At 65.7% G+C, this 23,727-nt stretch carries 25 protein-coding genes; 13 read left to right on the top strand and 12 right to left on the bottom strand.

Annotation, left to right across the window (positions count from 1 at the left end):
* The first annotated feature begins 369 nt into the window (after positions 1–369).
* Genes cpaB through E4K65_RS39285 form a run of 4 tightly spaced genes read left to right on the top strand, consistent with a single transcriptional unit; the run spans position 370 to position 4,787 of the window.
* Positions 370–1,182, top strand: coding sequence for a Flp pilus assembly protein CpaB (gene cpaB / locus E4K65_RS39300; RefSeq protein ID WP_135178661.1), 813 nt, complete (start codon positions 370–372; stop codon positions 1,180–1,182).
* 10 nt (positions 1,183–1,192) lie between these two features.
* Positions 1,193–2,710, top strand: coding sequence for a type II and III secretion system protein family protein (locus E4K65_RS39295; RefSeq protein ID WP_135178660.1), 1,518 nt, complete (start codon positions 1,193–1,195; stop codon positions 2,708–2,710).
* Positions 2,711–2,766: 56 nt separating this feature from the next.
* Positions 2,767–3,501 carry a CpaD family pilus assembly protein gene (locus E4K65_RS39290; protein ID WP_135178659.1) on the top strand — a complete coding sequence of 245 codons (735 nt, stop codon included), beginning with the start codon at positions 2,767–2,769 and terminating at the stop codon, positions 3,499–3,501.
* Entirely contained in the window at positions 3,498–4,787 is a 1,290-nt protein-coding gene (locus E4K65_RS39285) for a CpaE/TadZ family protein (RefSeq protein WP_135178658.1), read from the top strand. The genes E4K65_RS39290 and E4K65_RS39285 overlap by 4 nt, the downstream gene beginning before the upstream one ends.
* Before the next feature lie 35 nt (positions 4,788–4,822).
* Here E4K65_RS39285 and E4K65_RS39280 read toward each other — a convergent pair whose 3' ends face one another.
* Positions 4,823–5,596, bottom strand: coding sequence for a tetratricopeptide repeat protein (locus E4K65_RS39280; RefSeq protein WP_135178657.1), 774 nt, complete (start codon positions 5,594–5,596; stop codon positions 4,823–4,825).
* A 78-nt stretch (positions 5,597–5,674) separates the two neighbouring features.
* Complete coding sequence (locus E4K65_RS39275; RefSeq protein ID WP_011083489.1) at positions 5,675–5,920, bottom strand: PilZ domain-containing protein; 246 nt, start codon at positions 5,918–5,920, stop codon at positions 5,675–5,677.
* Positions 5,921–6,146: 226 nt separating this feature from the next.
* On the opposite strand from E4K65_RS39275, the gene E4K65_RS39270 reads away from it, so the two are divergent.
* The 4 genes from E4K65_RS39270 (at position 6,147) to E4K65_RS39255 (ending at position 11,239) form a co-directional block, all read left to right on the top strand.
* Positions 6,147–7,502 carry a YifB family Mg chelatase-like AAA ATPase gene (locus E4K65_RS39270; RefSeq protein WP_135178656.1) on the top strand — a complete coding sequence of 452 codons (1,356 nt, stop codon included), beginning with the start codon at positions 6,147–6,149 and terminating at the stop codon, positions 7,500–7,502.
* Positions 7,503–7,598: 96 nt separating this feature from the next.
* Positions 7,599–8,066 carry a hypothetical protein gene (locus E4K65_RS39265; protein ID WP_092189199.1) on the top strand — a complete coding sequence of 156 codons (468 nt, stop codon included), beginning with the start codon at positions 7,599–7,601 and terminating at the stop codon, positions 8,064–8,066.
* Between the two features lie 212 nt (positions 8,067–8,278).
* A complete protein-coding gene (locus E4K65_RS39260; RefSeq protein ID WP_167771515.1) occupies positions 8,279–10,504 on the top strand; it encodes an ATP-binding protein in 2,226 nt (741 codons plus the stop codon).
* Positions 10,505–10,609: 105 nt separating this feature from the next.
* Positions 10,610–11,239 carry a histidine phosphatase family protein gene (locus E4K65_RS39255; RefSeq protein ID WP_167771514.1) on the top strand — a complete coding sequence of 210 codons (630 nt, stop codon included), beginning with the start codon at positions 10,610–10,612 and terminating at the stop codon, positions 11,237–11,239.
* Positions 11,240–11,272: 33 nt separating this feature from the next.
* Here E4K65_RS39255 and coaA read toward each other — a convergent pair whose 3' ends face one another.
* From coaA to hisB, 7 genes are all read right to left on the bottom strand, one after another.
* Positions 11,273–12,229 (bottom strand): type I pantothenate kinase, encoded by a 957-nt coding sequence (gene coaA, locus E4K65_RS39250; RefSeq protein WP_027543772.1) that lies wholly within the window; start codon positions 12,227–12,229, stop codon positions 11,273–11,275.
* A 26-nt stretch (positions 12,230–12,255) separates the two neighbouring features.
* The gene (locus E4K65_RS39245; protein ID WP_011083482.1) at positions 12,256–12,576 is read right to left on the bottom strand and encodes a phosphoribosyl-ATP diphosphatase; all 321 of its coding nucleotides are present in this window, start codon (positions 12,574–12,576) and stop codon (positions 12,256–12,258) included.
* 89 nt (positions 12,577–12,665) lie between these two features.
* A complete protein-coding gene (hisF, locus tag E4K65_RS39240; protein WP_135178654.1) occupies positions 12,666–13,439 on the bottom strand; it encodes an imidazole glycerol phosphate synthase subunit HisF in 774 nt (257 codons plus the stop codon).
* 10 nt (positions 13,440–13,449) lie between these two features.
* Entirely contained in the window at positions 13,450–14,184 is a 735-nt protein-coding gene (hisA, locus tag E4K65_RS39235) for a 1-(5-phosphoribosyl)-5-[(5-phosphoribosylamino)methylideneamino]imidazole-4-carboxamide isomerase (protein WP_135178653.1), read from the bottom strand.
* Positions 14,181–14,831 carry an imidazole glycerol phosphate synthase subunit HisH gene (gene hisH / locus E4K65_RS39230; protein WP_135178652.1) on the bottom strand — a complete coding sequence of 217 codons (651 nt, stop codon included), beginning with the start codon at positions 14,829–14,831 and terminating at the stop codon, positions 14,181–14,183. Before hisH ends, hisA begins: the two co-directional genes overlap by 4 nt.
* Positions 14,828–15,358 carry a DUF2628 domain-containing protein gene (locus E4K65_RS39225; protein ID WP_135178651.1) on the bottom strand — a complete coding sequence of 177 codons (531 nt, stop codon included), beginning with the start codon at positions 15,356–15,358 and terminating at the stop codon, positions 14,828–14,830. The genes hisH and E4K65_RS39225 overlap by 4 nt, the downstream gene beginning before the upstream one ends.
* Before the next feature lie 65 nt (positions 15,359–15,423).
* Positions 15,424–16,017 carry an imidazoleglycerol-phosphate dehydratase HisB gene (gene hisB, locus E4K65_RS39220; RefSeq protein ID WP_027543777.1) on the bottom strand — a complete coding sequence of 198 codons (594 nt, stop codon included), beginning with the start codon at positions 16,015–16,017 and terminating at the stop codon, positions 15,424–15,426.
* Between the two features lie 240 nt (positions 16,018–16,257).
* Here hisB and hslV point away from each other — a divergent pair, with 240 nt between their 5' ends.
* From hslV to E4K65_RS39195, 5 genes are all read left to right on the top strand, one after another.
* Entirely contained in the window at positions 16,258–16,818 is a 561-nt protein-coding gene (gene hslV, locus E4K65_RS39215) for an ATP-dependent protease subunit HslV (RefSeq protein WP_027543778.1), read from the top strand.
* 3 nt (positions 16,819–16,821) lie between these two features.
* Positions 16,822–17,307 (top strand): GNAT family N-acetyltransferase, encoded by a 486-nt coding sequence (locus E4K65_RS39210; protein ID WP_135178650.1) that lies wholly within the window; start codon positions 16,822–16,824, stop codon positions 17,305–17,307.
* On the top strand, positions 17,304–17,921 hold the full coding sequence (locus tag E4K65_RS39205; RefSeq protein ID WP_135178649.1) for a DUF2585 domain-containing protein: 618 nt from the start codon (positions 17,304–17,306) through the stop codon (positions 17,919–17,921). Before E4K65_RS39210 ends, E4K65_RS39205 begins: the two co-directional genes overlap by 4 nt.
* A gap of 52 nt (positions 17,922–17,973) precedes the next feature.
* Positions 17,974–19,278 carry an ATP-dependent protease ATPase subunit HslU gene (hslU, locus tag E4K65_RS39200; protein ID WP_135178648.1) on the top strand — a complete coding sequence of 435 codons (1,305 nt, stop codon included), beginning with the start codon at positions 17,974–17,976 and terminating at the stop codon, positions 19,276–19,278.
* A gap of 222 nt (positions 19,279–19,500) precedes the next feature.
* Complete coding sequence (locus E4K65_RS39195; RefSeq protein WP_135178647.1) at positions 19,501–20,625, top strand: hypothetical protein; 1,125 nt, start codon at positions 19,501–19,503, stop codon at positions 20,623–20,625.
* Here the strand turns inward: E4K65_RS39195 and E4K65_RS39190 are convergent.
* The 3 genes from E4K65_RS39190 to E4K65_RS39180 are packed head-to-tail and all read right to left on the bottom strand — an operon-like array spanning position 20,622 to position 23,447.
* Positions 20,622–21,212: a Smr/MutS family protein gene (locus E4K65_RS39190; RefSeq protein WP_135178646.1), complete on the bottom strand. Its 591-nt coding sequence runs from the start codon at positions 21,210–21,212 to the stop codon at positions 20,622–20,624. The genes E4K65_RS39195 and E4K65_RS39190 overlap by 4 nt on opposite strands.
* Positions 21,209–22,762, bottom strand: coding sequence for a murein transglycosylase A (gene mltA / locus E4K65_RS39185; RefSeq protein WP_167771513.1), 1,554 nt, complete (start codon positions 22,760–22,762; stop codon positions 21,209–21,211). Before mltA ends, E4K65_RS39190 begins: the two co-directional genes overlap by 4 nt.
* On the bottom strand, positions 22,740–23,447 hold the full coding sequence (locus E4K65_RS39180; protein ID WP_027543785.1) for a Tim44/TimA family putative adaptor protein: 708 nt from the start codon (positions 23,445–23,447) through the stop codon (positions 22,740–22,742). The genes mltA and E4K65_RS39180 overlap by 23 nt, the downstream gene beginning before the upstream one ends.
* Between the last annotated feature and the right edge of the window lie 280 nt (positions 23,448–23,727).

Here is a 23,727-nt window from a genome sequence, read left to right as displayed (position 1 = left end):
ACAATCGAAAGATCACGCGGTATGGGTCCCGGCCCCCCGTGCGCAATTGCGCACTAGGCCCGGACGACACCGATGATGTGGCGCATTGCTTCGTCTTATTGGCATGGCGGCGCGGCGCCCTGCGAGCCACTAACCACCCGTTCACCATGACGCCGCGCGCATCGTTCGAACGAACGTCCGGCACTGCGTGAATCTACGGTGGCCGCTGGCCAACCGAATAACGCGCCGTTCACCATCTGCCCAGAACTCGGGCCGTGGCCGCTCATCGCATTCGACCTCGCAACACCCCTTATACTTTTACTCCCTACTCATCGACACAGGGGAACCCGCCACGTGCGGTTCGAGTACCCCGCGTAAGAGTAGAGGCGTATGAATACCGCACGCATTGTCGTTCTCGTCATCGCGCTGGGCGCCGGCGGCGTCGCTGCGTATCTGGCGAGCGGTTATGACAACAGGCCCGCGCCCGCCCTTCCCGTCGCCGAGAAGCTGCCGACGGTCGAGGTTCTCGTCGCGAAGAACGACATCCAGCTCGGCCAGGCCGTGAAGGCCGAGGACCTGCAATGGCAGACCTGGCCGTCGACCACCGCGAGCAGCGCTTTCATCCGCCGCGACAGCAGGCCCGAGGCGCAGACCCAGATCGCCGGCTCGATCGCGCGCGTGCCGTTGATGCAGGGCGAGCCGATCCGCGAGCAGAAGCTGGTGAGGGCCGAAGGCTCCGGCTTCATGGCCGCGATTCTGCCGTCGGGCATGCGCGCCGTTTCCACCGAGATTTCAGCCGAGACCGGCGCCGGCGGCTTCATCCTGCCGAACGACCGCGTCGACATCGTCCTGACCCGCCGCCTGAAGAATCCCGACGCCAACAGCACGACCGCGGGCAACGACCTCATCCTGTCCGAGGTCATCCTGAGCAATGTCCGCGTGCTCGCGATCGACCAGGCGCCGAAGGAAAAGGACGGCCAGAACGCCGTGCTCGGCAAGACCGTCACGCTCGAGCTCAAGCCGGACCAGGTCGCAACGCTCGCCGCGGCGCGCCAGGGCGGCACGCTCCAGCTTGCGCTGCGGAGCATCGTCGATGCCAACGCAACCGAGCTCACGGCCGAGGATTTGGCGATCAAGCGTTCCGGCGGAGTCAACGTGATCCGCTACGGCGTCCAGGTGCGACAACTGACGTCACAGAAGTGATGGGGACATAATGAACTACGGGGATGATCGGGCGGGCTTGCGCATTCGGGGGAATCGCGCACGCACGTTCTGGACGGGGGCGATGTTGATGCTGGGGCTGCTCGCAGCGCCCAGCCTCGTCGGCGCCGCCGAAACGCCGGTCGGCGACCAGGCGCCGATGCAGGCGCCGGATCTCGGCGTGGCGTCGGTCGGGACGATCGCGCCGGCGAAGACGCGTTTCCTGTCGCTCGGCGTCGGCAAGTCGGTCGTCATCGACCTGCCCCGCGAGGTCAAGGACGTGCTGGTGGCCGATCCCAAGATCGCCAACGCGGTGATCCGCTCGGCCCAGCGCGCCTATATCATCGGCGGCCAGGTCGGCCAGACCAACGTCGTGTTCTTCACCGCTGACGGCCAGCAGGTCGCCGCCTACGACATCGCCGTGAAGCGCGACCTCAACGGCATGCGTGCCGCGCTGCGCCAGTCGCTGCCGGGCGTGCAGATCGAAGGCGTCGGCGACAGCGTGATGCTGACCGGCTCGGTGTCGAGCCCGGTCGAGGCGCAGCAGGCCGGCGACGTCGCCGCCAAGCTGGTCGGCGGCTCCGACAAGGTGGTCAACAACATCGTCGTGCGCGGCCGCGACCAGGTGATGCTCAAGGTCGTCGTCGGCGAAGTGCGCCGCGACATCGTCAAGCAATTGGGCGTCGATCTCAGCGCCAGCCTGAATGCCGGCACCGCGGTCGTGAACTTCAACAATTCCAACCCGTTCTCGGTCTCTGGCGGCCCGCTCGTAACCAGCAACGGGCTCGGCCTTACCGGACTGGCAAAAGGCGTGGCCACCGTCAACGCCACGATGCGCGCGATGGAAAGCGCCGGCGTGATGCGGACGCTGGCCGAGCCGAGCCTGACGGCGATCTCCGGCGAGTCCGCCACTTTCATCGCCGGCGGCGAATTCCCGATCCCTGCGGGCTATTCCTGCGATCCGGTCACCCACGTCTGTACCACCCAGATCACCTACAAGAAGTTCGGCATCTCCCTGAACTTCACGCCGGTCGTGCTCAGCGAGGGACGTATCAGCCTGCGCGTGATGACCGAAGTCTCGGAGCTGTCCAATCAGAACGCCATCTCCGTGACGCAGGCGGTGTCCGCGGGCCAGACCAGCTCGATCACCATCCCCTCGATCCAGACCCGCCGCGCCGAGACCACGCTCGAGATTCCCTCAGGCGGCTCGATGGCGATGGCCGGCCTGATCCAGCAGCAGACCAAGCAGGCGATCAACGGCCTGCCGGGCGTCGACCAGGTGCCGATCATCGGCGCGCTGTTCCGCAGCCAGGACTTCGTCAACAACGAGACCGAGCTGATGGTGATCGTGACGCCCTATGTGGTGCGCGCGGTCGCCCAGAAGGAATTGTCGCGGCCCGACGACGGCTTCGCGCCGGCCTCGGATGCGCAGACGGCGCTGCTCGGCCGCATGAACCGCCTCTATGGCATCGCGCGCCGCGTCGATCCGATCGACGGCGCCCGCGGCGATTTCGGCTTCATCATCGACTGAGACCGAGGGACGGCTTGGGGAACGGGGCAAGGATCGGGGCAAGAGGGGATCAAGCGATGACGAAGACCATGACCGATCGACGTCGCGGCTTAAGCGTCGCGCTGGCGCTGACGGGGCTCTCCGTCATGCTGGGTGCGTGCAACACCACGGGCGAGATCGTCACCCAGACGGTGCCGACCGATTACCGCCAGCGCCATCCGATCGCGGTGCAGGAAGCCAAGAAGTCGATCGTGATTTTCGTCGGCAAGGCGCGAGGCGGCCTCTCGGCCGCACAGCAGTCCGACGTCGCGGGCATCGCCCGGGACTGGGTGCGCGAAGGCACCGGGTCCGTCGTCGTCGACGTGCCGATCGACGCCGCGAATTCGCGTGCCGCCGCGGCGACCTATCGGGAAATCCGTTCCGTGCTCGCATCCGCCGGCGTGCCCTCGCGTGCCATCGTCCAGCATCCCTATCGGCCCGAGGATCCCGGACTGCTACCCACCATCCGCCTCGGCTATTCCCGCATCGCCGCGGTCGCCGGCCCCTGCGGGCTGTGGCCCGAAGACATCGGTCCGTCCATCCTCGACCCCGGCTACAACGAGAACCACCCGTACTTCAATCTGGGCTGCGCCAGCCAGCGCAATCTCGCGGCGATGATCGACAATCCCGCCGACCTCGAGCAGCCGCGTGCCGAAACGCCGGTCTATACCGCACGTCGCGACATGGCCTTCGAACGCTATCGCAAGGGCACGCCGGTCGCGACTCCCAACCCCGAGGCCGACAAGGCCAAGCTCAGCGATACAGGCAGATGACGAGCGTCAACGACGAAGAAGCGGATCATCCGCGGCACCCCGAGGAGCATATTGCGCCGGTTCCTCGCATTTCCGTGCAAGCCTTTTGCGAGACCGACCAGACGCTCGCCGCAGTGACCGCGGCCGGGCAGGATCGCCGGCTCGCCAAGGCGCATGTCACCGCCAAGGAAGGCGGCCTCGCCGCGGCGATCGAAGTCTATGAATCGATGCCGACGCCGAACGTGATCGTGATCGAATCCGACGGCACGCGCGACATCCTGGAGGGCCTGGACGATCTCGCCGGCGTCTGCGATCCCGGCACCCGCGTGGTCGTGATCGGCAACCCCAACGACACCGCGCCCTATCGCGAGCTGGTGCGCCGCGGCGTCAACGACTATGTGGTGGGACCGGTCGAAACGCTCGACGTGGTCCGTTCGATCTGCAGCCTGTTCTCGGCGTCCGAAGCCATCATCACCGGCCGTGTCATCGCGGTGGTCGGCGCCAAGGGCGGCGTCGGCGCGTCCACCGTCGCGCACAATGTGGCCTGGACCATCGCCCGCGACCTCGCGCTCGATTCCGTCGTGATCGATCTCGACCTCGCCTTCGGCACCGCGAGCCTCGACTACAACCAGGACCCGGTGCAGGGCATCGCCAACGCGGTGCTGTCGCAGGACCGGCCCGATACGGCGCTGATGGAGCGCCTGCTCGCCAAATGCACCGAGCGCCTCAGCCTTCTGGCCGCACCTGCCACCCTCGACCGGGTCTACGATTTCGGCGCGGAGGCCTTCGACGCGGTGTTCGACACGCTGCGCATGACCACGCCCTGCATCGTGCTCGACGTCCCCCATCAATGGTCGGGCTGGACGCGGCGCGCGCTGATCAACGCCGACGACATCGTGATCGTGGCCGAGCCCGATCTCGCGAACTTGCGCAACACCAAGAACATGCTGACCGTGCTGAAGGCGGCGCGGCCGAACGACCGGCCGCCGCTGTACTGCATCAACCAGGTCGGCATGCACAAGCGCGCGGAGATCGACGTCAAGTCGTTCGTCAAGACCATGGAGAGCCAGCCGATCGCGGTGATCCCGTTCGATTCGAAACTGTTCTCCACCGCGGCCAACAACGGCCAGATGATCGCGGAGGTCTCCAAGAGCCACCGCACCACCGAGCTGTTCCAGAACATGGCGAACCGCCTCGCCGGGCGCGGCGAGGTGAAGAAGCCGAAGCGCTCGCTGCTCGCACCGCTCCTGAAGAGGCTGAAGGGCCGATCGGGCCGCGCATCGGCCCCGCATCGCAAGGCGTCGTAAGGAGCTGAACTCGCAAAGGCCGGGAAGAGGGCGGACTATTTGTCCGCCCTTTGCTGTTTCTTGGCCAGCACCTGGCGCAGTGCCGCGACCTTGGCCGCGGCCTGGTCCGGCGGCAAATCTGCCTTCACGAGGATTTCAGCCTCGGCCTCGCGGCTCTGCAATCCCAGCACGAGCGCGAGATTGGCGCGGACCCGCGCATCGTTCTGATTGCGCTGATAAGCGCGGCCGAGCACCTGTTCGGCCTTCGACAAATTGTTTTGCAGCATATAGGACAGGCCGAGATTGGACAGCACGGTCGGCTCGTCGGGCACGATCTTCAGCGCCGCGGCGTAATATTGCTGCGCCTCCTCGTTGCGGCCGAGCTGGTCGAGCGCGGCACCCTGCGCCGACAGGATGCGCCAGTCCGGATCCTCGGGCGAATGCGCGCGGCCCAGCACGTCGAAAGCCTGCTGGAAATTGCCGTTGTCGGCGAGCGCGCGGCCGTAGCCGGCGAGCAGCGCCTTGTTGCTGGGATGGCCGAGCACGGCCTGCTCGAGCACCGCGACCGCCTGGGCGCGCTGGCCGGTCTCGCGCAGCGCCTTGCCGTATTCGAGCGCGATGTTGGGATCGCTGGGCCTGGCGCGAAAACGCTCGCGCAATGCGTCCATGTCCGGCCTGGCGTCGGCCTTGCTTGCGGCGTCCGACTTGCCGCCGAGCGCGCCGGTGATGTCCTCGATGCCAGTGGTCTGACAGCCGCCGAGGGCAATGACCAGAAGCGCGGAAAACAGATATCTCGCCGGGCGAGAGGCACGGGACAAACGCTTGGGCATACTCTGATCACTCGGCGACTGATCAGATATGCTTACCGATTAACGCTAAATTCCCGTTAAGGAAGTCAGCCCCGCAGCCTAATCGGTGAACTCGGCACCGAATTCGCAGCCGATGCGCCAGCGCAGCCGGCACTGGCGGGAATAGTCGGGTGCGAAGATGATGGTGAATTGCGGCGGCACTTCCAGGAATTCCGCCACGACTTTCACGCCGCCATCCGAAATATCCGTGATTGTGCAATCCCGCGGCAGCGAGCCCGCGCCAAAATGGATCTTGGCCAGCCGGCTGCATACCCGACGTTCGCTTCTCCGGCGATTTGCAAGCATTGGAATTCTTCACCCCATTAGATCACGGCTCATCCCGCAGCCCCAAGAGTAGCGGACATTCGTTGGAATGTGCTGAGGACAGCCGCTCGCATTCGAGACGTAGTGTCCGCGTCTCGCTTACGATTGGTTAGGGCTTGGGCGGCGCCAGATATGTTCCCGTATTGTTCTTGCGAAGGTTGGCCGGCTCTGCTACCCTCGATTGTGCACGAGGGCAGGCTGGTTCGGCATGGTTCAACGGGTTTCTACCGTCGCCTTTGAGGGGATCGAGGCCCGCGCGGTCGACGTGCAGGTGCAGGTCGCGCCGGGCCTGCCGGCCTTTGCCATCGTCGGCCTGCCGGACAAGGCGGTATCGGAGGCGCGGGAGCGGGTCCGCTCGGCGCTGATCGCATCAGGCCTGGCGCTGCCGGCGCGGCGGATCATCGTCAATCTGGCCCCCGCCGATCTGCCCAAGGAAGGCAGCCATTACGACCTGCCGATCGCGCTCGGGCTGATGGCGGCGATCGGCGCGATTCCGCCGGATGCGCTGACCGGCTTCACCGTGCTCGGCGAGCTCGGCCTCGACGGCTCGATCGCGCCGGTGGCCGGCGTTCTTCCCGCCGCGATCGGCGCCAATGTGCGCGAGGAAGGCCTGATCTGTCCGACCGCCTGCGGCTCCGAGGCGGCCTGGGCGAGCCCGGACATCCAGATCATCGCCGCACAATCGCTGATCCAGATCGCCAACCACTTCAAGGGCACGCAGGTGCTGTCGCGGCCCTCGCCGGGCGAGCTGCTCGAGGTCTCGATGATCGCCTCCGTTGCCGGCGAGATCGAAGGCGGTGCGCTGACGTCGCGGCGCCCGTTCCGCTCGCCGCATCATTCCGCCAGCATGGCCGCGCTCACCGGCGGCGGCATGCGTGCCAAGCCCGGCGAAATCTCGCTGGCGCACCAGGGCGTGCTGTTCCTCGACGAATTGCCGGAGTTCGATCCGCGCGTTCTGGATTCGCTGCGCCAGCCGCTGGAAAACGGCGAGGTCTCGGTGTCCCGCGCCAATCATCGCGTCACCTACCCTGCCCGCTTCATGCTGGTCGCGGCGATGAATCCCTGCCGTTGCGGCAACGCGTTCGAGCCCGGCTATGCCTGCAAGCGCGGCCGCATCGATCGCTGCACCGGCGACTACCAGGCCCGCATCTCGGGGCCCTTGATGGACCGCATCGACCTGCGCATCGAGGTTCCGGCGGTGACCGCAGCCGACCTGATCCTGCCGCCGCCGGCGGAGGGATCAGCCGAGGTCGCCGCGCGCGTGGCGGCGGCGCGCGACATCCAGCTTGCGCGTTACGCGGCGATCGGCCTGCCGCGGGTCCGCACCAATGCCGAGGCGCCGGCCTCGGTGCTGGAAGAGATCGCCAAGCCGGATGCGCAAGGCGCCAAGCTGCTGCGCGACGCCGCCGAGACCATGCGGCTGTCGGCGCGCGGCTATCACCGGGTGCTGCGGGTGGCGCGCACGCTCGCCGATCTCGACGGCGCCGACAGGATCGGCCGGCTGCATCTCGCCGAAGCGCTGTCCTATCGCGCACTCGCAGAGGATGTGCGCCAGATGGCGTGATCATTCCGCGCATCAACCCGGCGGTAACGAGTTTCCTTTACGCTCTGCAAACCATAAGGCCCACAAGTTCCCGTACGGCTTGGCGAGTAGAGTGTCATGTTGCGTTTCAAGATCCTGGCCTCGGTCGTTCCCCTGTTGGCGGCTGCGGTGTTTGCCCGCAGCGAGATCGGATCGGTCTCGCATCCCTGCATCGCCCTGGGCGACACCTCCGTCGAGCTGACATCGCTGTTCTGGACCGCCGGCGTCCATGTCGCCTTCACCGACGATCCGACGCGGGCCACGGTCAGGGTTCAGATCACCGACGATGCGGACGGTGCGGACTTCGCGGTGGTGGACGACGGTCTCGGCTCCGAGCCGGATTCCTGCCAGGCCAATCCGCAGACCCGGCTCATCACGATTGCCGCGCAGCCGGTCGACGGCGGGCCGGTGATCTATCTCTCCACCGATGGGCCGGCCGATTACCGCATCTATGTGCGCTCGAAGACGTTCTCGCAGCGCGAGGCGGCGGCGCTGATCGTCGGCGCCCACGACGGTCACCGCCCGTTCCAGGCCGCCTCGCTCTGAAGCGCGATGATCATCACGCTTCAGGTTGGTGTTGGAGCATGATCTTTCCGGAAAACCGCTGCACACTTTTCCGGATCATGCTCTGAGCCGTTAACACCTCGTCAACCCTGTTTGGAGGCGGCGCCAAGGCCTCAAGCTGTTCGCAAGGTCGGCGGGACATCGTCGCACGTGGCGAGCACGGGGTTTCAAGACAAGAGTCGGGATTGGTGGCGATGGGTCGGACGTTCCGGATCAAGGTGCGCATGCGCCGCTTCAGGCGGCAGCATCCGAGAATCGCCTTCGCGATCCGCTCCTTCATGATCTTCTCGGCGACGTTCGGCGGCGCCTATGGCTTCGTCTCCGGCAGCCGCGCCGAGAATTCCGGCTACGATCCCAATGCCTTTGCGATCGGCGCGAGCTTCCTGTTCGCCCTCGCCTGCCTTGGCCTGGCGACGATGAGCATGCGGCTGCGCTTCGTCAACAAGCGGCTGCGCAAGCTCGCCGCCCATAACGAGGCGCTGATCGACCGCAATTGGGAGCTGAAGGAAGCTGAGGAGCGCGCCCGCAGCCTGTTCGAACAGCAGGGCGACCTGATCGTGCTGCGCGACACAAACGGCCGCATCACCTTCGCCAACGACGCCTATTGCGCACTCGCAGGGCAGGCGCGCGGCGCACTGGTCGGCACGCGCTTTGATTTCGACGTACTGGAGCAGGGCGACAATGCCCGCGAAAGCAACGGCACGCGCGTTCACGATCAGAAGATCGCAACCCCGCTCGGCGCGCGCTGGATCGCCTGGCGCGAGGGTTATGTCCGCCTCGATGCCGGCCAGCCGGCCGAGTTGCAGAGTGTGGGGCGCGACGTCACCGACCGCACCGAGACCGAGCGCGCGCTGTCCGACGCCCGCGACCAGGCCGATGCCGCCAACCGCGCCAAGTCGCGCTTCCTCGCGATGGCCTCGCACGAGATCCGCACTCCGCTCAACGGCATCATCGGCATGGGCGGCCTCTTGCTCGACACCACGCTGACGCCGGAGCAGGCGACCTACGCGAAGGCCGTGAAAACCTCGGGCGAAGCGCTGATGGCGCTGATCGAGGAGATGCTCGATTATTCCAAGATCGAGGCCGGCAAGCTCGACCTCGAGCAACGCCCCTTCGCGCTCTCGACCCTGATCGAGGAGATCACCGAGCTGCTCGCGCCGCGCGCGCAGGCGAAGACGCTCGAGATCGCCGCCTATGTCGACGAGCGCCTGCCGCTCGAGGTGGTCGGCGACGCCGCGCGGCTGCGCCAGGTGCTGCTCAACCTCGCCGGCAACGCCATCAAGTTCACCGCGAGCGGCGGCGTGGCCCTGATCGTCGAGCCCGGCATCTGGCCGAACGAGATCAGCTTCCTCGTCCGCGACACCGGCATCGGCATCGCAACCGAAGCGCAGCAACGCATCTTCCGCGAGTTCGAGCAGGCCGACGAGCGCGTCGCCCGCACCTATGGCGGCACCGGGCTCGGCCTTGCCATCAGCGAACGCATCGTCAAGCGCATGGGCGGCCGGATCACACTCACGAGCGAACCGGGCAGGGGCTCGACCTTCGAGGTCGCGGTGCCGCTCGCGCCATCGCAAGGAGGCGCGGGGCAGACCGCGTTCCCGAGTCCCAACCTCACGGGCAAGTCGATCCTGCTGATTGCCGAGGGCATCGAGGCTTCGCTGATCGCACGGCGCCTGGAGCGCTGGGGCGGCCAGACCTGCCTCGTGACTGACGCCGCCGTGGCAGAAGCGCTGCTGCCGGAACGCTCGTGGCAGGCGGTGCTGGTCGATCGCGCGATCGGCCCTGCAATTGCCGACCGGCTGGGCGACGTGGCCCGCGCCCATGCCCCGCAACGGCTGGTGCTGCTGACGTCGAGCTCGCGCCATGAAAAGCTGTCGACGGCCTTCACCGGCTTTCTGGTGAAGCCGCTGCGCGCGGCCTCGCTCGCCGCACGCCTCGCGCTGACCCCGGAGGTCGCATCGCCCGAGCTTGCGCCGGAGCCCCCGGTCGAATCCACAAGCGCGGCTCCGGCAAAGGGGCTCTCGGTCCTCGTCGCCGAGGACAACGAGATCAACGCGCTGTTGATGCGCTCGCTGCTGACAAAGCTCGGCCACCGCGTCGTCATCGCCGTCCATGGCGAGGCCGCGCTGGAATCCTGGCTCGCTGCCAGCTCGGCCGGCACGCCCTATGATCTCGTGCTGATGGACATCCAGATGCCGCAGCTCGACGGCATCGAAGCGACAAAACGCATCCGCGCCCATGAGGCCGCCACCGGCGGTCGTCACACGCCGATCCTCGCACTCACCGCCAACACGCTGGTGGAGGATCGCTACGCCTGCTTCGAGGCCGGCATGAACGGGTTTTTGATCAAGCCGCTCGACCGCGAGAAGCTGGACGAAGCGCTGGCGGGACTGGCCGCGTCACGGCATCTGGCGGTCTGATCAAGAATTTCACGGGAACCTCATCTCGGCCACAATCGATAATTGAAATCGACCGCGTTGCGCGTCACCATCCTCGGGGGGCATTTGCGATGGAGGATTTCGAGCATGAACTTGCTTTGCCGCCTCGCAGTCGTTGTCCTTTTCGCTGGACTCTCCGGATCCGCCGCAGGCGATACGCCGGAGCTGATCTCATCGCTCAAGCAAGGCGGCTACGTCGTGGTCTTTCGGCACACCGCCACCGATGACAGCCAAAAGGACGTCTATCCCTTCAAGTTCGACGACATGAGCGCCCAACGTCAGCTCAGTGAAAAGGGCAGGGATACGGCGCGCCAGATCGGGACAGCGATCAAGGAGCTCGCGATCCCGATCGGCGATGTCTACACCAGCCGGCTGAACCGCGCGATCGAGGCCGGCAAGCTGATCTCCGGCCGCGAGGTCAAGCCGGTCGATGCGTTGACGGACAGCAGCAACGCCAGCGCGTCGGGAATGGCAAACCCGACCGGTACAAATGCAAAGGCCGGACAGGCCGTGCGTCAGCTCGTCGATGCGCCTCCGAAGGCGGGTACCAACGTCTTCCTGATCACCCACAAGACGAACATCGCCGATGCCTTTGGCAAGGACGCCGGCGACGTCCAGGAAGGCGAAGCTTTCGTTTACCGGGCCAGCGACTCCGGCCCTGCCACCTTTGCGGGACGCATCAAGTCTGCGGATTGGATCGCCAAGGCCGGCAAGTGACGTTAGAGCAAAGCCTGCCTTCCGCGGGCGCAACTACAACCGCCGCAGCGCCACGCTCTCGACCACGTGGTCGGGGCCCTTCTTCAGGATCAGCGTCGCGCGGGGGCGGGTCGGCAGGATGTTGTCCTCGAGATTGGCGAGGTTGGTGCGCTCCCAGATCGCGATCGCGGTGGCGGTGGCTTCCTCGTCGGACAACAGCGCATAGCGGTTGAAGTAGGATTTGGGATTGGTGAACGCGGTGTCGCGCAGCGCCAGGAAGCGCTTGATGTACCAGCGCCGCAGCGCCGCTTCGTCGGCATCGATGTAGACCGAGAAATCGAAGAAGTCGGAGACGACGGGCACCGCCTTGCCGTCGCGCGGCAGCTTGCCGGTTTGCAGCACGTTGACGCCCTCGACGATCAAAATGTCGGGCTGGTCGATCTCCACCCACTGGTTCGGCACGATGTCGTAGGTCAGATGCGAATAGACCGGCGCGCGGACGTGGCGGCGGCCGGCCTTGATGTCGGAGAGGAAGCCGAGCAGCAGCGGCAGGTCGTAGCTCTCCGGAAAACCCTTCTTCTGCATGATACCCTGCCGGTCGAGCACGGCATTCGGGTACAGAAAACCGTCGGTCGTGATCAGGTCCACCTTCGGGCGCGGCGACCAGCGCGCCAGCAGCGCCTGGAGCACGCGGGCGGTGGTGGATTTTCCGACCGCGACCGAACCGGCGACGCCAATGATGTAGGGCATCTTGCGGTCGCGGATGTTGAGGAACTGGCGCTCCGCGTAATACAGGCGCTGCATCGCATCGACATAGATCGACAACAGGCGCGACAGCGGCAGATAGATGTCCTCGACCTCCTGCAAGTCGAGGCGATCGTGCAGCGAGCGCAGCCGGTCGAACTCGCCCGGCTCCAGCGTCATCGGCGTGTCGTCGCGCAACCGCGCCCATTGCTCGCGCGTATAGACGCGGTACGGATTATACTGCTGCTCGGGTGCGCGGATATCCATGACGCCGCCTTTCCGTTGCGACTTACTCACTCTTTACGCGAAGCTTTTTCTTCCAACCCTGACATCGAGGTTCGCTTGCCAAGCGCAGCCTCGACCTCTTCCAGCTTTATGCCGCGTGCCTTCAAGAGCACAAGGAAATGATAGAGCAGATCGGCGCCCTCGGCGATCAGATGCGCGCGATCGTTTTCGACTGCTGCGATTACGGTTTCGACTGCTTCCTCACCGAACTTCTTGGCGCAATGCTCGGCGCCCTTGTCCAGAAGCTTGCGGGTATAGGAACCCTCGCCGCCGGCCGCCGCGCGGGCGTCGATGGTCTCGGCCAGATCGTGGATCGTGAAACGCGGCATCGGAATTACTCGAAAAACACACTTGGCAGCACACTTGCCACGGCGGCCATTCCCGCCGGCCTGTGTAGCATTTTCAGGAGCGGGAGTCGTCAGGCATCCAGGCGCATGGGCAGGCCGCGCCGGGCCATGTGCTCCTTGGCCTCGCGGATGGTGAATTCCCCGAAATGGAAGATCGAGGCCGCCAGCACCGCCGTGGCGTGCCCGTCGCGGATACCGTCGACGAGGTGGTCAAGATTGCCGACGCCGCCCGAGGCGATCACGGGAACGGGAATGCTGTCGGCGATCGCCCGGGTCAGCGGGATGTCGAACCCCTGCCTCGTGCCGTCGCGGTCCATCGAGGTCAGCAGGATTTCACCGGCGCCGAGCGAGACCACTTCCTGGGCATATTCGACGGCGTCGATGCCGGTCGAATTGCGGCCGCCATGGGTGAAGATCTCCCAGCGGTCGCCGCCCGGGCGCTTGACCCGCTTGGCGTCGATCGCGACCACCACGCACTGCTCGCCGAATTTTTCGGCGGCTTCCTTGACGAACTCGCGCCGCGACACCGCGGCGCTGTTGATCGAGACCTTGTCCGCGCCGGCGCGCAGTAACGTCTTGATATCGTCAACCTCGCGCACGCCGCCGCCGACGGTCACAGGCATGAAGCAGGCCTCCGCCGTGCGCCGGACCACGTCGAGCATGATGCCGCGGTTCTCATGGGTCGCGGTGATGTCGAGGAACGTGAGCTCGTCGGCGCCGGCGGCGTCATAGGCGATCGCGGCTTCGACGGGATCACCGGCATCGCGCAGATCGACGAAATTGACGCCCTTGACGACGCGGCCATCCTTGACGTCGAGGCAGGGGATCACGCGCACCTTGAACATGTGTCGGCTCCTAGGCGCGCGCGTTGCGGATCAGGGTGAGGGCGGAAGCGGGGTCGAGCCGGCCATCGTAAAGTGCGCGGCCGGCGATCGCGCCGGCGAGCCTCGATGCGCGCGGCGTCAGCATCGCCTTGACATCCTCGATCGAGGCGAGACCGCCGGAGGCGATCACGGGGATCGAGATGGCGTCGGCCAGCGCAATGGTCGCATCCAGGTTCAGGCCCTTGAGCAGGCCGTCGCGCGCGATGTCGGTGAAGATGATGGCGGCGACGCCGGCATCCTCGAAGCGCTGCGCGATCTCCAGCACCGTCACCTGCGAGGTCTCGGCCCAGCCTTCGACCGCGACCTTGCCGTCGCGGGCGTCCAACCCGACCGCGACGCGGCCGGGGAATTTCCTGGCTGCAGCTTTCACCAGTTCAGGATCGCGCACCGCGGCGGTGCCGATGATGACGCGGGTGATGCCCTTTTCGAGCCAGGCTTCGACGGTGGCGAGGTCGCGAATGCCGCCGCCGAGCTGCACCGGGATCTTGATCGTCTTCAGCATCGCCTCGACGGCCTGCGCATTCACCGGCTTGCCGGCAAAGGCACCGTCGAGGTCGACGACGTGGAGATACTCAAAGCCCTGCTCGGCAAAGCTCTGCGCCTGCGCCGCGGGATTGAGGTTGAACACGGTCGCGCGCGCCATGTCGCCTTGCTCGAGGCGCACGCATTGGCCGTTCTTGAGATCAACAGCGGGAAAGAGAATCACGGCTTCCATCGCAAAAAGTTCGAGATCAGGGCGAGACCAAAGCGCTGGCTCTTCTCGGGGTGGAATTGTGTGCCGATCGCGGTGTCCTTGGCGACGATCGCGGTGACAGGCCCGCCGTAATCGGCACGCGCGAGCACGTCCGCCTCATTGGCGGCGTTGAGGTGGTAGGAGTGCACGAAATAGGCGTGCTGGCCCTTGGGGCCGAGCGGCAGCTTGTTCAGCACCGGATGCTCGCGCAGCACGTCGAGCGTGTTCCAGCCCATGTGCGGGATCTTCAGGCTCTCGTCGCGCGGCGTGATCTTCTCGACGTCGCCGCCAATCCAGTTCAGGCCCTGCGTGATGACATGCTCCTTGCCGCGGGTGGCGAACAGCTGCATGCCGACGCAGATGCCGAACATCGGCCGCGCCTTGACGCGCACCGCTTCGGTGATCGCCTCGACCATGCCGTTGACGGCGTCCAGGCCGCGCCGGCAATCGGCGAAGGCGCCGACGCCCGGCAGCACCAGACGGTCGGCGCCGTAGGCCTGGTCGGGATCGCTGGTGACGAAGACCTTTTGCGGATTTTCGAGACTGCGCGCCGCGCGCTCGAAGGCTTTCGCGGCGGAATGCAGATTCCCGGAACCGTAATCGATGATGGCGACGCTCATCTTGACCCTCCCGGTTCTGGAAACAATCCAATGATGCCGCCGGCCGGAAGCGGCGGCGGGTTCGAAAATTGCTGGCCCGGCGTGTTGCGGGTCGGCGGCGGGCCGCCGCGATCGACGGCCCATTGATCGTTGACGATGCCGTGCTGCTTCTGGCTCCAGCGCTCGAAGAAGCGGCGCTCGGCGGTGTCCTCGTCGTCGCCGACGACGATATCGAGCAGCCGCCATTTGCCGCGCGACAGCGTCCAGCGGCGCAGGCTGGAGGCCTCAAAACCCATCAGCAGCGCAACGATGATATCGGAGAAGAGGATCGCGCCGCGTCCGATGCCGAGGCTGGACAGTCCGGCATGGAACGCGGCGACGAAGACCAGCCAGCCGATCAGCACCAGCCACAGCCGGTTCCACAGCAGCCAGAACGGGCCGAAAACCATCGCCCAGTAATGGAAGCCGTCGCGCACGAAGACGAACTTGTCGGTCGCGCGCAGATCGGCTCCGGCAGGGAAGGGAGCATGAACTGTGTAGACAGGCATGGTGATGCCCCGTTCTCAAGAATTCAGTGATGCCGCCGGCAGCGTTTGCCACCGAGACGGAGATGTCAGCCGCCGAGCGAGCCCTTGGTGGACGGGATTTCGCCCGCAGCCTTCGGATCGATCGCAACCGCCGCCCGCAGCGCCCGCGCCAGACCCTTGAAGCAGGACTCGGCGATATGATGGCTGTTATCGCCATATAGGGTCTCGACGTGGAGAGTCACGCCGGCGTTCATGGCGAAGGCCTGGAACCACTCGCGCACCAGCTCGGTGTCGAACTCGCCGATCTTGTCGCGGGGGAAGTCGACCTTGAACACCAGGACCGGGCGGCCCGAGATGTCGATCACGACGCGCGACAGCGTCTCGTCCATGGGCATGTGCACGCCGGCATAGCGGGTGATGCCCGCCATGGTGCCGAGCGCCTGCTTGACCGCCTGGCCGAGCGCGATGCCGGTGTCTTCGGTGGTATGGTGATGATCAATGTGCAGGTCGCCGACCGCCTTGACCGTGAGGTCGATGCGGGAATGGCGGGCGAGGAGATCGAGCATATGGTCGAAAAAGCCGATGCCGGTCGCGATATTGGACACGCCGGTGCCATCGAGGTTCACGGTGACCTCGATGTCGGTTTCCTTGGTCTTGCGCTTGATCGTCGCGGTGCGCATCAAAACTAGCTTTCGCTTCATTTGAGCATGATCTTTGTCGGAAAACCGGTGCCCACTTTTCCGGATCATGCTCGGGGGCCGAAAACGGGGGTCTTTTAACAGCCCCATGACGCCTTCGCTACTGCGGGAACGGCTGGCCGGGCCTCTACTTCTGCCTATGGTGAGCGAAATTGGGCCCGGAGCGGCCCGTTGTGCCCTCGCTCCCGACCGCCTAAATCAGGCCGGACAATGAGGTACTTCATGCAGGATTCCCAGAACAGCTCGCCGGGCTGGCACGGCACCACGATCTTGACAGTCCGCAAGGGCGGCAAGGTGGTGGTCGGCGGCGACGGCCAGGTCTCGATCGGCCAGACCGTGATCAAATCCAATGCCAAGAAGGTTCGCAAGCTCGGCAGGGGCGACGTCATCGGCGGCTTTGCCGGCGCAACCGCCGACGCCTTCACGCTCTTTGAGCGGTTGGAAGCCAAACTCGAGCAATATCCGGGACAATTGACCCGGGCCGCGGTCGAGCTCGCCAAGGACTGGCGCACCGATCGTTACCTGCGGCGGCTGGAGGCCATGATGATCGTGGCCGACAAGGACGTCTCCCTGGTGCTGACAGGCACCGGCGACGTGCTCGAGCCCGAGGCCGGCGTGATGGCGATCGGCTCCGGCGGTAACTATGCACTGGCGGCCGCGCGGGCCCTGCTCGACACCGACAAGGACGCCGAGACCATCGTCCGCCGCTCCCTCGACATCGCCGCCGACATCTGCGTCTACACCAACCGCAATGTGACCATCGAAAGCCTGGCGACCGGCTAGGCCATGACGCCCGCCTACACCTTCCGCCCGATGACCGCGGCTGACCTGCCGCTGATCCGGCGATGGCTGGGCGAGGCGCATGTGCGGGAATGGTGGGGCGATCCGGACGAACAGTTTGCGCTGGTCAGCGGCGACCTCGACGAGCCGGCGATGGACCAGTTCATCGTGTTGGCCGGCGACAAGCCGTTCGGCTATCTTCAGTGCTACCGCCTGACCGCCTGGAATACGGGCTTCGGGCCACAACCGGAGGGCACGCGTGGGATCGATCAGTTCATCGGCGAAAGCGACATGATCGCGCGCGGCCACGGCTCGGCCTTCATCCGCCAATTCGTCGACGCAGAGCTGCGGCAAGGCCTGCCACGCGTCGTCACCGATCCTGACCCGCTCAATCTGCGCGCCCTGCGCGCCTACGAGAAGGCGGGCTTCGTCCGCGACCGCATGGTCGAGACGCCGGACGGGCCGGCACTGTTGATGGTGCGCGAGCCATGACGCTGGCCAGCGCGCACGAAAGCAAAGCCGCGGTGCCAGCATTCGCCTGGGTCGGCATCGCGCTGCTGCTGCTGGCGCTGCAGGCCTCGATCCTGTTCGCGATGGGGCGGGTGCCGATCTGCACCTGCGGCTACGTCAAGCTGTGGCACGGCGTGGTGAACAGCTCGGAAAACTCCCAGCACATCGCCGACTGGTACAGCTTCTCGCACGTGCTGCACGGCTTCCTGTTCTACGGATTGACCTTTCTGCTGTTCGCGCGCCTGCCGTTGCTGCCTCTGTCGTGGCCGGCACGGCTGATCGTCGCCATGCTGATCGAAGGCGCCTGGGAGATCGTCGAGAACTCGCCATTCATCATCGAGCGCTACCGCGCCGGCACGATCTCGCTCGACTATTTTGGCGACAGCATCGTCAATTCGGTGTCGGACACGCTGTTCATGGCGCTGGGGTTCCTTGCCGCGCGCGTGCTGCCTGTCACGGTGACCGTCCTGCTCGGGCTCGCCTTCGAGATCCTGCTGGCGCTCCATATTCGCGACAATCTGACGCTGAATATCTTGATGCTGATCCATCCGATCGAGGCCGTGAAGCAATGGCAATCGGGGCCGCCGATCATCTGACCGCCGAAAAAGCGACTTGTCCCGGCCCGCATCTGACCCTAGCTAAGGTCCCATGACAGACTTCTCTCCCCGCGAAATCGTTTCCGAACTCGACCGTTTCATCGTCGGCCAGGCCGATGCCAAGCGCGCCGTCTCGATCGCGCTGCGCAATCGCTGGCGCCGGCAGCAGCTCGAAGGCTCCTTGCGCGAGGAGGTGCTGCCGAAGAACATCCTGATGATCGGGCCGACCGGCGTCGGCAAGACGGAAATCGCGCGGCGATTGGCAAAACTCGCCAATGCGCCGTTCCTGAAGGTCGAGGCGACGAAATTCACCGAGGTCGGGTATGTCGGCCGCGACGTCGAGCAGATCGTGCGCGATCTCGTCGAGGTCGCGATCGCCCAGGTGCGCGAGCGCAAACGCAAGGACGTGCAGGCGCGCGCCCAGCTCGCCGCCGAGGAGCGCGTGCTCGACGCGCTGGTCGGCGCCAATTCCAGCGCGGCGACGCGGGAATCCTTCCGCAAGAAGCTGCGTGCGGGCGAACTGAACGACAAGGAAATCGAAATCGAGACGCAGTCGTCCGGCGGCGGCATGCCGATGTTCGAGATCCCGGGCATGCCGGGCGCGCAGATGGGCGCGATCTCGATCGGCGACATCTTCGGCAAGCTGGGCGGCCGCAGCAAGACGCGACGGCTGACGGTGGAAAGCTCGCACGAGATCCTCGTCAACGAGGAATCCGACAAGCTGCTGGACTCCGAGCAGCTCACGCTGGAGGCGATCAGTGCGGTCGAGAACAACGGCATCGTGTTCCTGGACGAGATCGACAAGATCTGCGCCCGCGACGGCCGCGTCGGCGGCGACGTCTCGCGCGAGGGCGTGCAGCGCGACCTGCTGCCGCTGATCGAGGGCACCACGGTCTCGACCAAGCACGGCGCGGTGAAGACCGACCACATCCTGTTCATCGCCTCGGGTGCCTTCCACGTCGCCAAGCCGTCGGACCTGTTGCCGGAATTGCAGGGCCGCCTGCCGATCCGCGTCGAATTGCAGGCGCTGACCCGCGACGACATGCGCCGCATCCTGACCGAGCCCGAGGCCTCGCTGATCAAGCAATATGTCGCCTTGATGCAGACCGAGGGCGTCACGCTCGACATCACCGACAGCGCCATCGACGCGCTCGCCGACGTCGCGGTCGCCGTCAACTCCACCGTCGAGAACATCGGCGCGCGGCGGCTGCAGACGGTGATGGAGCGGGTGCTGGACGAGATCTCCTTCACCGCCCCCGACCGCGACGGCGAGACCATCCGGGTCGATGCCGATTTCGTGCAGAAGCACGTCGGCGACCTCGCCAAGAACGCCGATCTCAGCCGGTTCATTTTGTAATTCGGCCGGGGTCAGCTATCTATCCGCCGTCGTCCTGGCGAAAGCCAGGACCCATTACCACCAGCGGATATTGTTGAAGCAAGATGGCGGCCCTGATCTCGGCTCAAACGACCTGCGGTGGTTATGGGTCCCGGATCTGCGCTCGCGCTGGACAACGCTACGCGTTGCCAGGAGCTCGCTCGTCCGGGACGACAGCGGAGTTTTGTGCGCGTCGGGTGCCGCGTGCCCGCTAGCGTCCTGCAAAACCCCTGGCGCCTGCTGCTCGCGATCAACGCCGCAATCATCGTCGGCGTGTTCGTTCACAAGATCCAGCTGCCGCCTTACGTCCCCTACAACCACCTGCTCGTCGACTATCATTTCGGCTTCATCAAGCGCGCGCTGATCGGGGCGGTCGTCGCGCTGTTCACGGCGAAGGTGCCGGTCTGGCTGGTGTTCGCGCTCGGCGGGGTGACGTGGCTGGTGACGCTGGCGCTGTTCGTAAGGCTGTTTCAAAAAACCTTCGGCTTCACCGCCAGGACGCTGCCGCTGTTCGTCTTCCTCGCGGGCTCGCCGTTCTTCCTGAAGAACTTCATGCACACGCTCGGCCATTTCGACATCTATGGCTGCGCGCTGGCAATCATCCTGCTGCTGATGCCGGCGGGCTCATTGCTGTTCGTCGCAACGGCGGCGCTGTTCTCGATCGTGCTCGTGCTGATCCATCACATCCATCTCTTGATGTACGTGCCGACGATCATCGCCATCGTCGTGATCAGGCACTATCTCGCCCGCGGCTGCAATCGCAGCAACGTCACCTTCGGCACCATCGCCTTTCTCCTCGTCTCCGCGCTGTTCTTCGCGGCACAATTCCTGGGAACGATGCCGATCCCGGAAGCGGATTTCGTCGCGTATCTGAAGACCCGGATGGCCGATCCCTCCCGCACCGACCTCTTGCAATTCAGCTACATCTGGTACCAGCCGCTGGCGAAGGAGATTTCGGACACCTGGGGCCGCCTGCCGCACAACATCCTCGGTTTGCCGGTGTTTGCGCTCTTGATCTGGCTGCACACGCCGCTGTGGCGCTATTTTGCGAGCCTGGTCGGCGCGCTCGCAAGCGAGACGCACCGGCGCCTCGTCGTCGCCGCGCTGATCGGCGTCAGCCTCGCTTATCTCGTGATGTTCGCGATGGTGTTCGACTATTCGCGCTGGATCTCGAACTGGGCGGTCTGCATGTTCCTGATCCTGCATGCGGTGAAGATGCTGCCGGCCGCCCGCGAGACTCCGCTGATTCCGGCGGAGGAGCAGAACACAAACATCTTCGGCCTGGTCATCACGCTGATCCCGCGCGTCGGAATCGTGCGGCCGTTCTAGAATCTCGCCCGCCTGATCCGCACGTAAAGCGCGCCCTCGCCGCCATGGCCGATATGCGCCGTCTCGAAGCCGACCACGAAGGCACGGAATTCCGGCAGGCTCAGCCATTCCGGCACCTGGCGACGCAGCACGCCGCTTTCGCCGCCGCTCCGGCCCTTGCCGGTGATCACGAGCACGAAGGTCAGGCCGTCGTGATGGGCGCGGTGCAGGAAACCGGTGAGGGCGCGATGGGCGCGCGTCTGGGTCATGCCGTGCAGATCGAGCCGCGCCTCGATCTCGCTGCGGCCGCGCGACAGCTTTGTGCGCTCGCGTTTGCCGAGCGGCGCCAGAGGCGGGACGGACGGCTTGACGGCACGCGGCGCCGGTGCCGCAGCAACCGGACGCGGCGATGGTGCTGGCCGCGTAGCCGGCGCGGCGGGTGATAGCTCGGCCCGCGGCACAGCCTGCGCCTTCGGCGCACGATGTTTGCGCAGCGGCTTGACCTGTTTTGCGACCGTATCCCACAGCGCGCGCTCATCCTCGCTCAGCGCGCGGCGGCGCGGCGAGGGGCGAGGCTCCAGTACGGGCGGACGGGACGATCGCTTCATTGCTGCCGATGGGAACGATTTTTCACCGGCCGCCGCGGCTCTTGAACGGGCTCTATCACGGGACGCGGCACCGGCAACGGGACAGGGCTGGCGACAGCGACCGTCTCACCTTTGCCTGGCGCCTCGGCTGCGGCCGGAGCCGCCGGCTTGGCCTGATCCTTAGCAGGTTCGGTTTGCGGAAACAGCTTTGCGATCTTCTGCGAGGGCCGCGGATCTGGCACCGGCAGCCGCGCGGCGCGCGCCGTGGGATCGAGGCCCTTCGGCACCAGCATCACGAAGTGCATGGGATGGCGCAGCCGGCCCGAGACGCGGCCGGCATCCGCGCCGGCACCGAAATAGAGATCGGCGCGCGCTGGGCCGATGATGGCCGAGCCGGTGTCCTGCGCGATCATCAGCCGATGGAACGGCGTCTTGGAGCGCTCGGAGTCGATCGGCAGCTCGCCTTCGATGAAGAACGGCGTGCCATAGACGTGCAGCGATTTGTCGACCGCGATCGAGCGGCCGGCCGTCAGCGGAATGCCCTGCGCACCCACCGCCTCGTCCTTGTCCGAGAGATTGACCTCGCGGAAGAAGATGTAGGCGCGGTTCTGGCGGCGCAGCTCCTTGGCGCCATCGGGGTTCTGCGCCATCCACTCCCTGATCTTCTGCATCGACATCTCTTCCCTCGGAATGATGCCGCGCTCGATCAGGATGCGCCCGACGGCCGTGTAGGGATAGCCGTTATAGGCGTCATAGTTGAGCCGGAGCGTGGTGCCGTCATCGAATTTGATCCGCGCCGAGCCCTGGATCTGCGCGAACAACAGATCGGTCGGGTCCTTCAGCCAGGCGATCTCGAGCCCGCGGCCGGCGATCTTGCCGTCCTCGATCTCGCCGCGGTCATAATAGGGCACCAGCTTGCGGCGGCCGATCTTGCGATAGACCGGGCCCTTGTTGGGCAGGCTGACCGAATCCTGCTTGTAGCCGCGCACGAACAGGTTCGAGGGCCGGCGATAGACCGGGACATTGTAGACGTCAGTCTGCGTCCGCGATCCCTCCAGCACCGGCTCGTAATAGCCAGTGACGAAGCCATCGGGCTCGCCGAGGCGGGAGATGCGCAGCGGCGCAAAGTTCTCCTCGAAGAAGGTTTTCGCCTTGGCGTCGTCGCTGAGCTCGAGCGTCTTGGCGGCCCGGCACGGCTCGCTCAGCGATGCCCCAAGCGCCTTGTATTCGCTCTTGGGCTCGGGAGCGCCGGTCTGCGCGTTGATCGAGCGGCAGCTCGCGCGAAATGTCTTGTAGGCCGCGAGATGATCGTCCTCGCTCCAGCCCTTCACGTCGGCCCAGGCCAGCGGCAGGTATTGCGCGCCGGGAATCTCGAACGGCAGGGGGAGCTGAGGATAGGGCAAGGCCCGCGGCGGGGTGGCGGGCAATTCCGGAAGGTGATGATGATGGCTGCGGTAGTGGCGCCGCGCCGCCTCGGCGCCGAGCGAAAACGACGACAGCACGACGACACCCGCGCAAAGCGCCGTCGCGCTGGTCTTCAGGAAGACCTTAATTCGCGCTTCCGGTGCCAACCAGCTTCCAGTTCGGATCGCGAGAGGTGGTGTCGCGGGCGAAAGTCCAGATGTCGGTGATGTCGGCGACCGTATCGGCGCTGCCGTCGACGATGTTGCCGGCCTTGTCGCGGGTGGCCGAGATCATTTGCGAGACGAAGCGGATGGTGAGCTGGGCGGTACGGTCGCGCAGCTCGGCGCCGACGAGTTCGGCCTTGTCGATCGAGACGAAGCGCGTCTCGGTCTTCTGCTCGTTCTTCTCGCGCTCCTTGATCGCGGCGTCGAAGCTTTCATAGACCTCCGAGGACAGCAGGTCGCGCAGCGCGCGGCGGTCGCCATTGGCAAAGGCCAGCACGATCATCTCATAGGCGCCGCGGGCGCCCGAGATGAAATGGCGCGGATCGAAGGTGGAATCCTTGTCGACGATGGCGTCGAGACCCTGCGCGAGCGCGGTGCCCGGCTCGGTCAGGCCCTTCCAGCGGTCGGAGGGCGGGGTCGGCTCGACCGTCGGCGCCAGCGGGGCCTGGTCGATCACCTTGCCCGGCATGGTCACGACGTTCTTGTCCTGGGCACCCCCCAGCGCGTTGCGGGCGGCAGTATGGTCGAACGGCGGCCGCTCGTTGCCCGTGCGCTGCCCCAGCACGCTGCGCAGCCGCAAAAAGATGAAGACCGCCAGCGCCAGGAAGATGATGGTGTAGATGTCCACGAGGTATTCGCTTTCTGGTCTTCTCTCGAAGGGGCCGCCTAGAAGGTCGTCGCCGGGAAAATCAATCCGGCCAGTAGACCGTTCCATACGGGAACGGCAAGTCTACATCACCATTTCGGGTCCGCACGTCAGGTCCGTGGGATGTAGGCACGAAATCTTGCCCGGCCAATGGCGCCTTTTGGCACAGCACCGAGTGTAGCGCGTTTTATGCTTAAGGGGAAACCCGATCGTGGCCGGAAATCGCGCATCTTCAATCGTTTAAGGCGCGATTTGGCCGGGA

Source organism: Bradyrhizobium niftali (genome assembly GCF_004571025.1).
Classification (GTDB): Bacteria; Pseudomonadota; Alphaproteobacteria; order Rhizobiales; family Xanthobacteraceae; genus Bradyrhizobium; species Bradyrhizobium niftali.
Note: the sequence above shows the minus strand (reverse complement) of the source record. Positions and strands in the feature narration are given on the sequence as shown.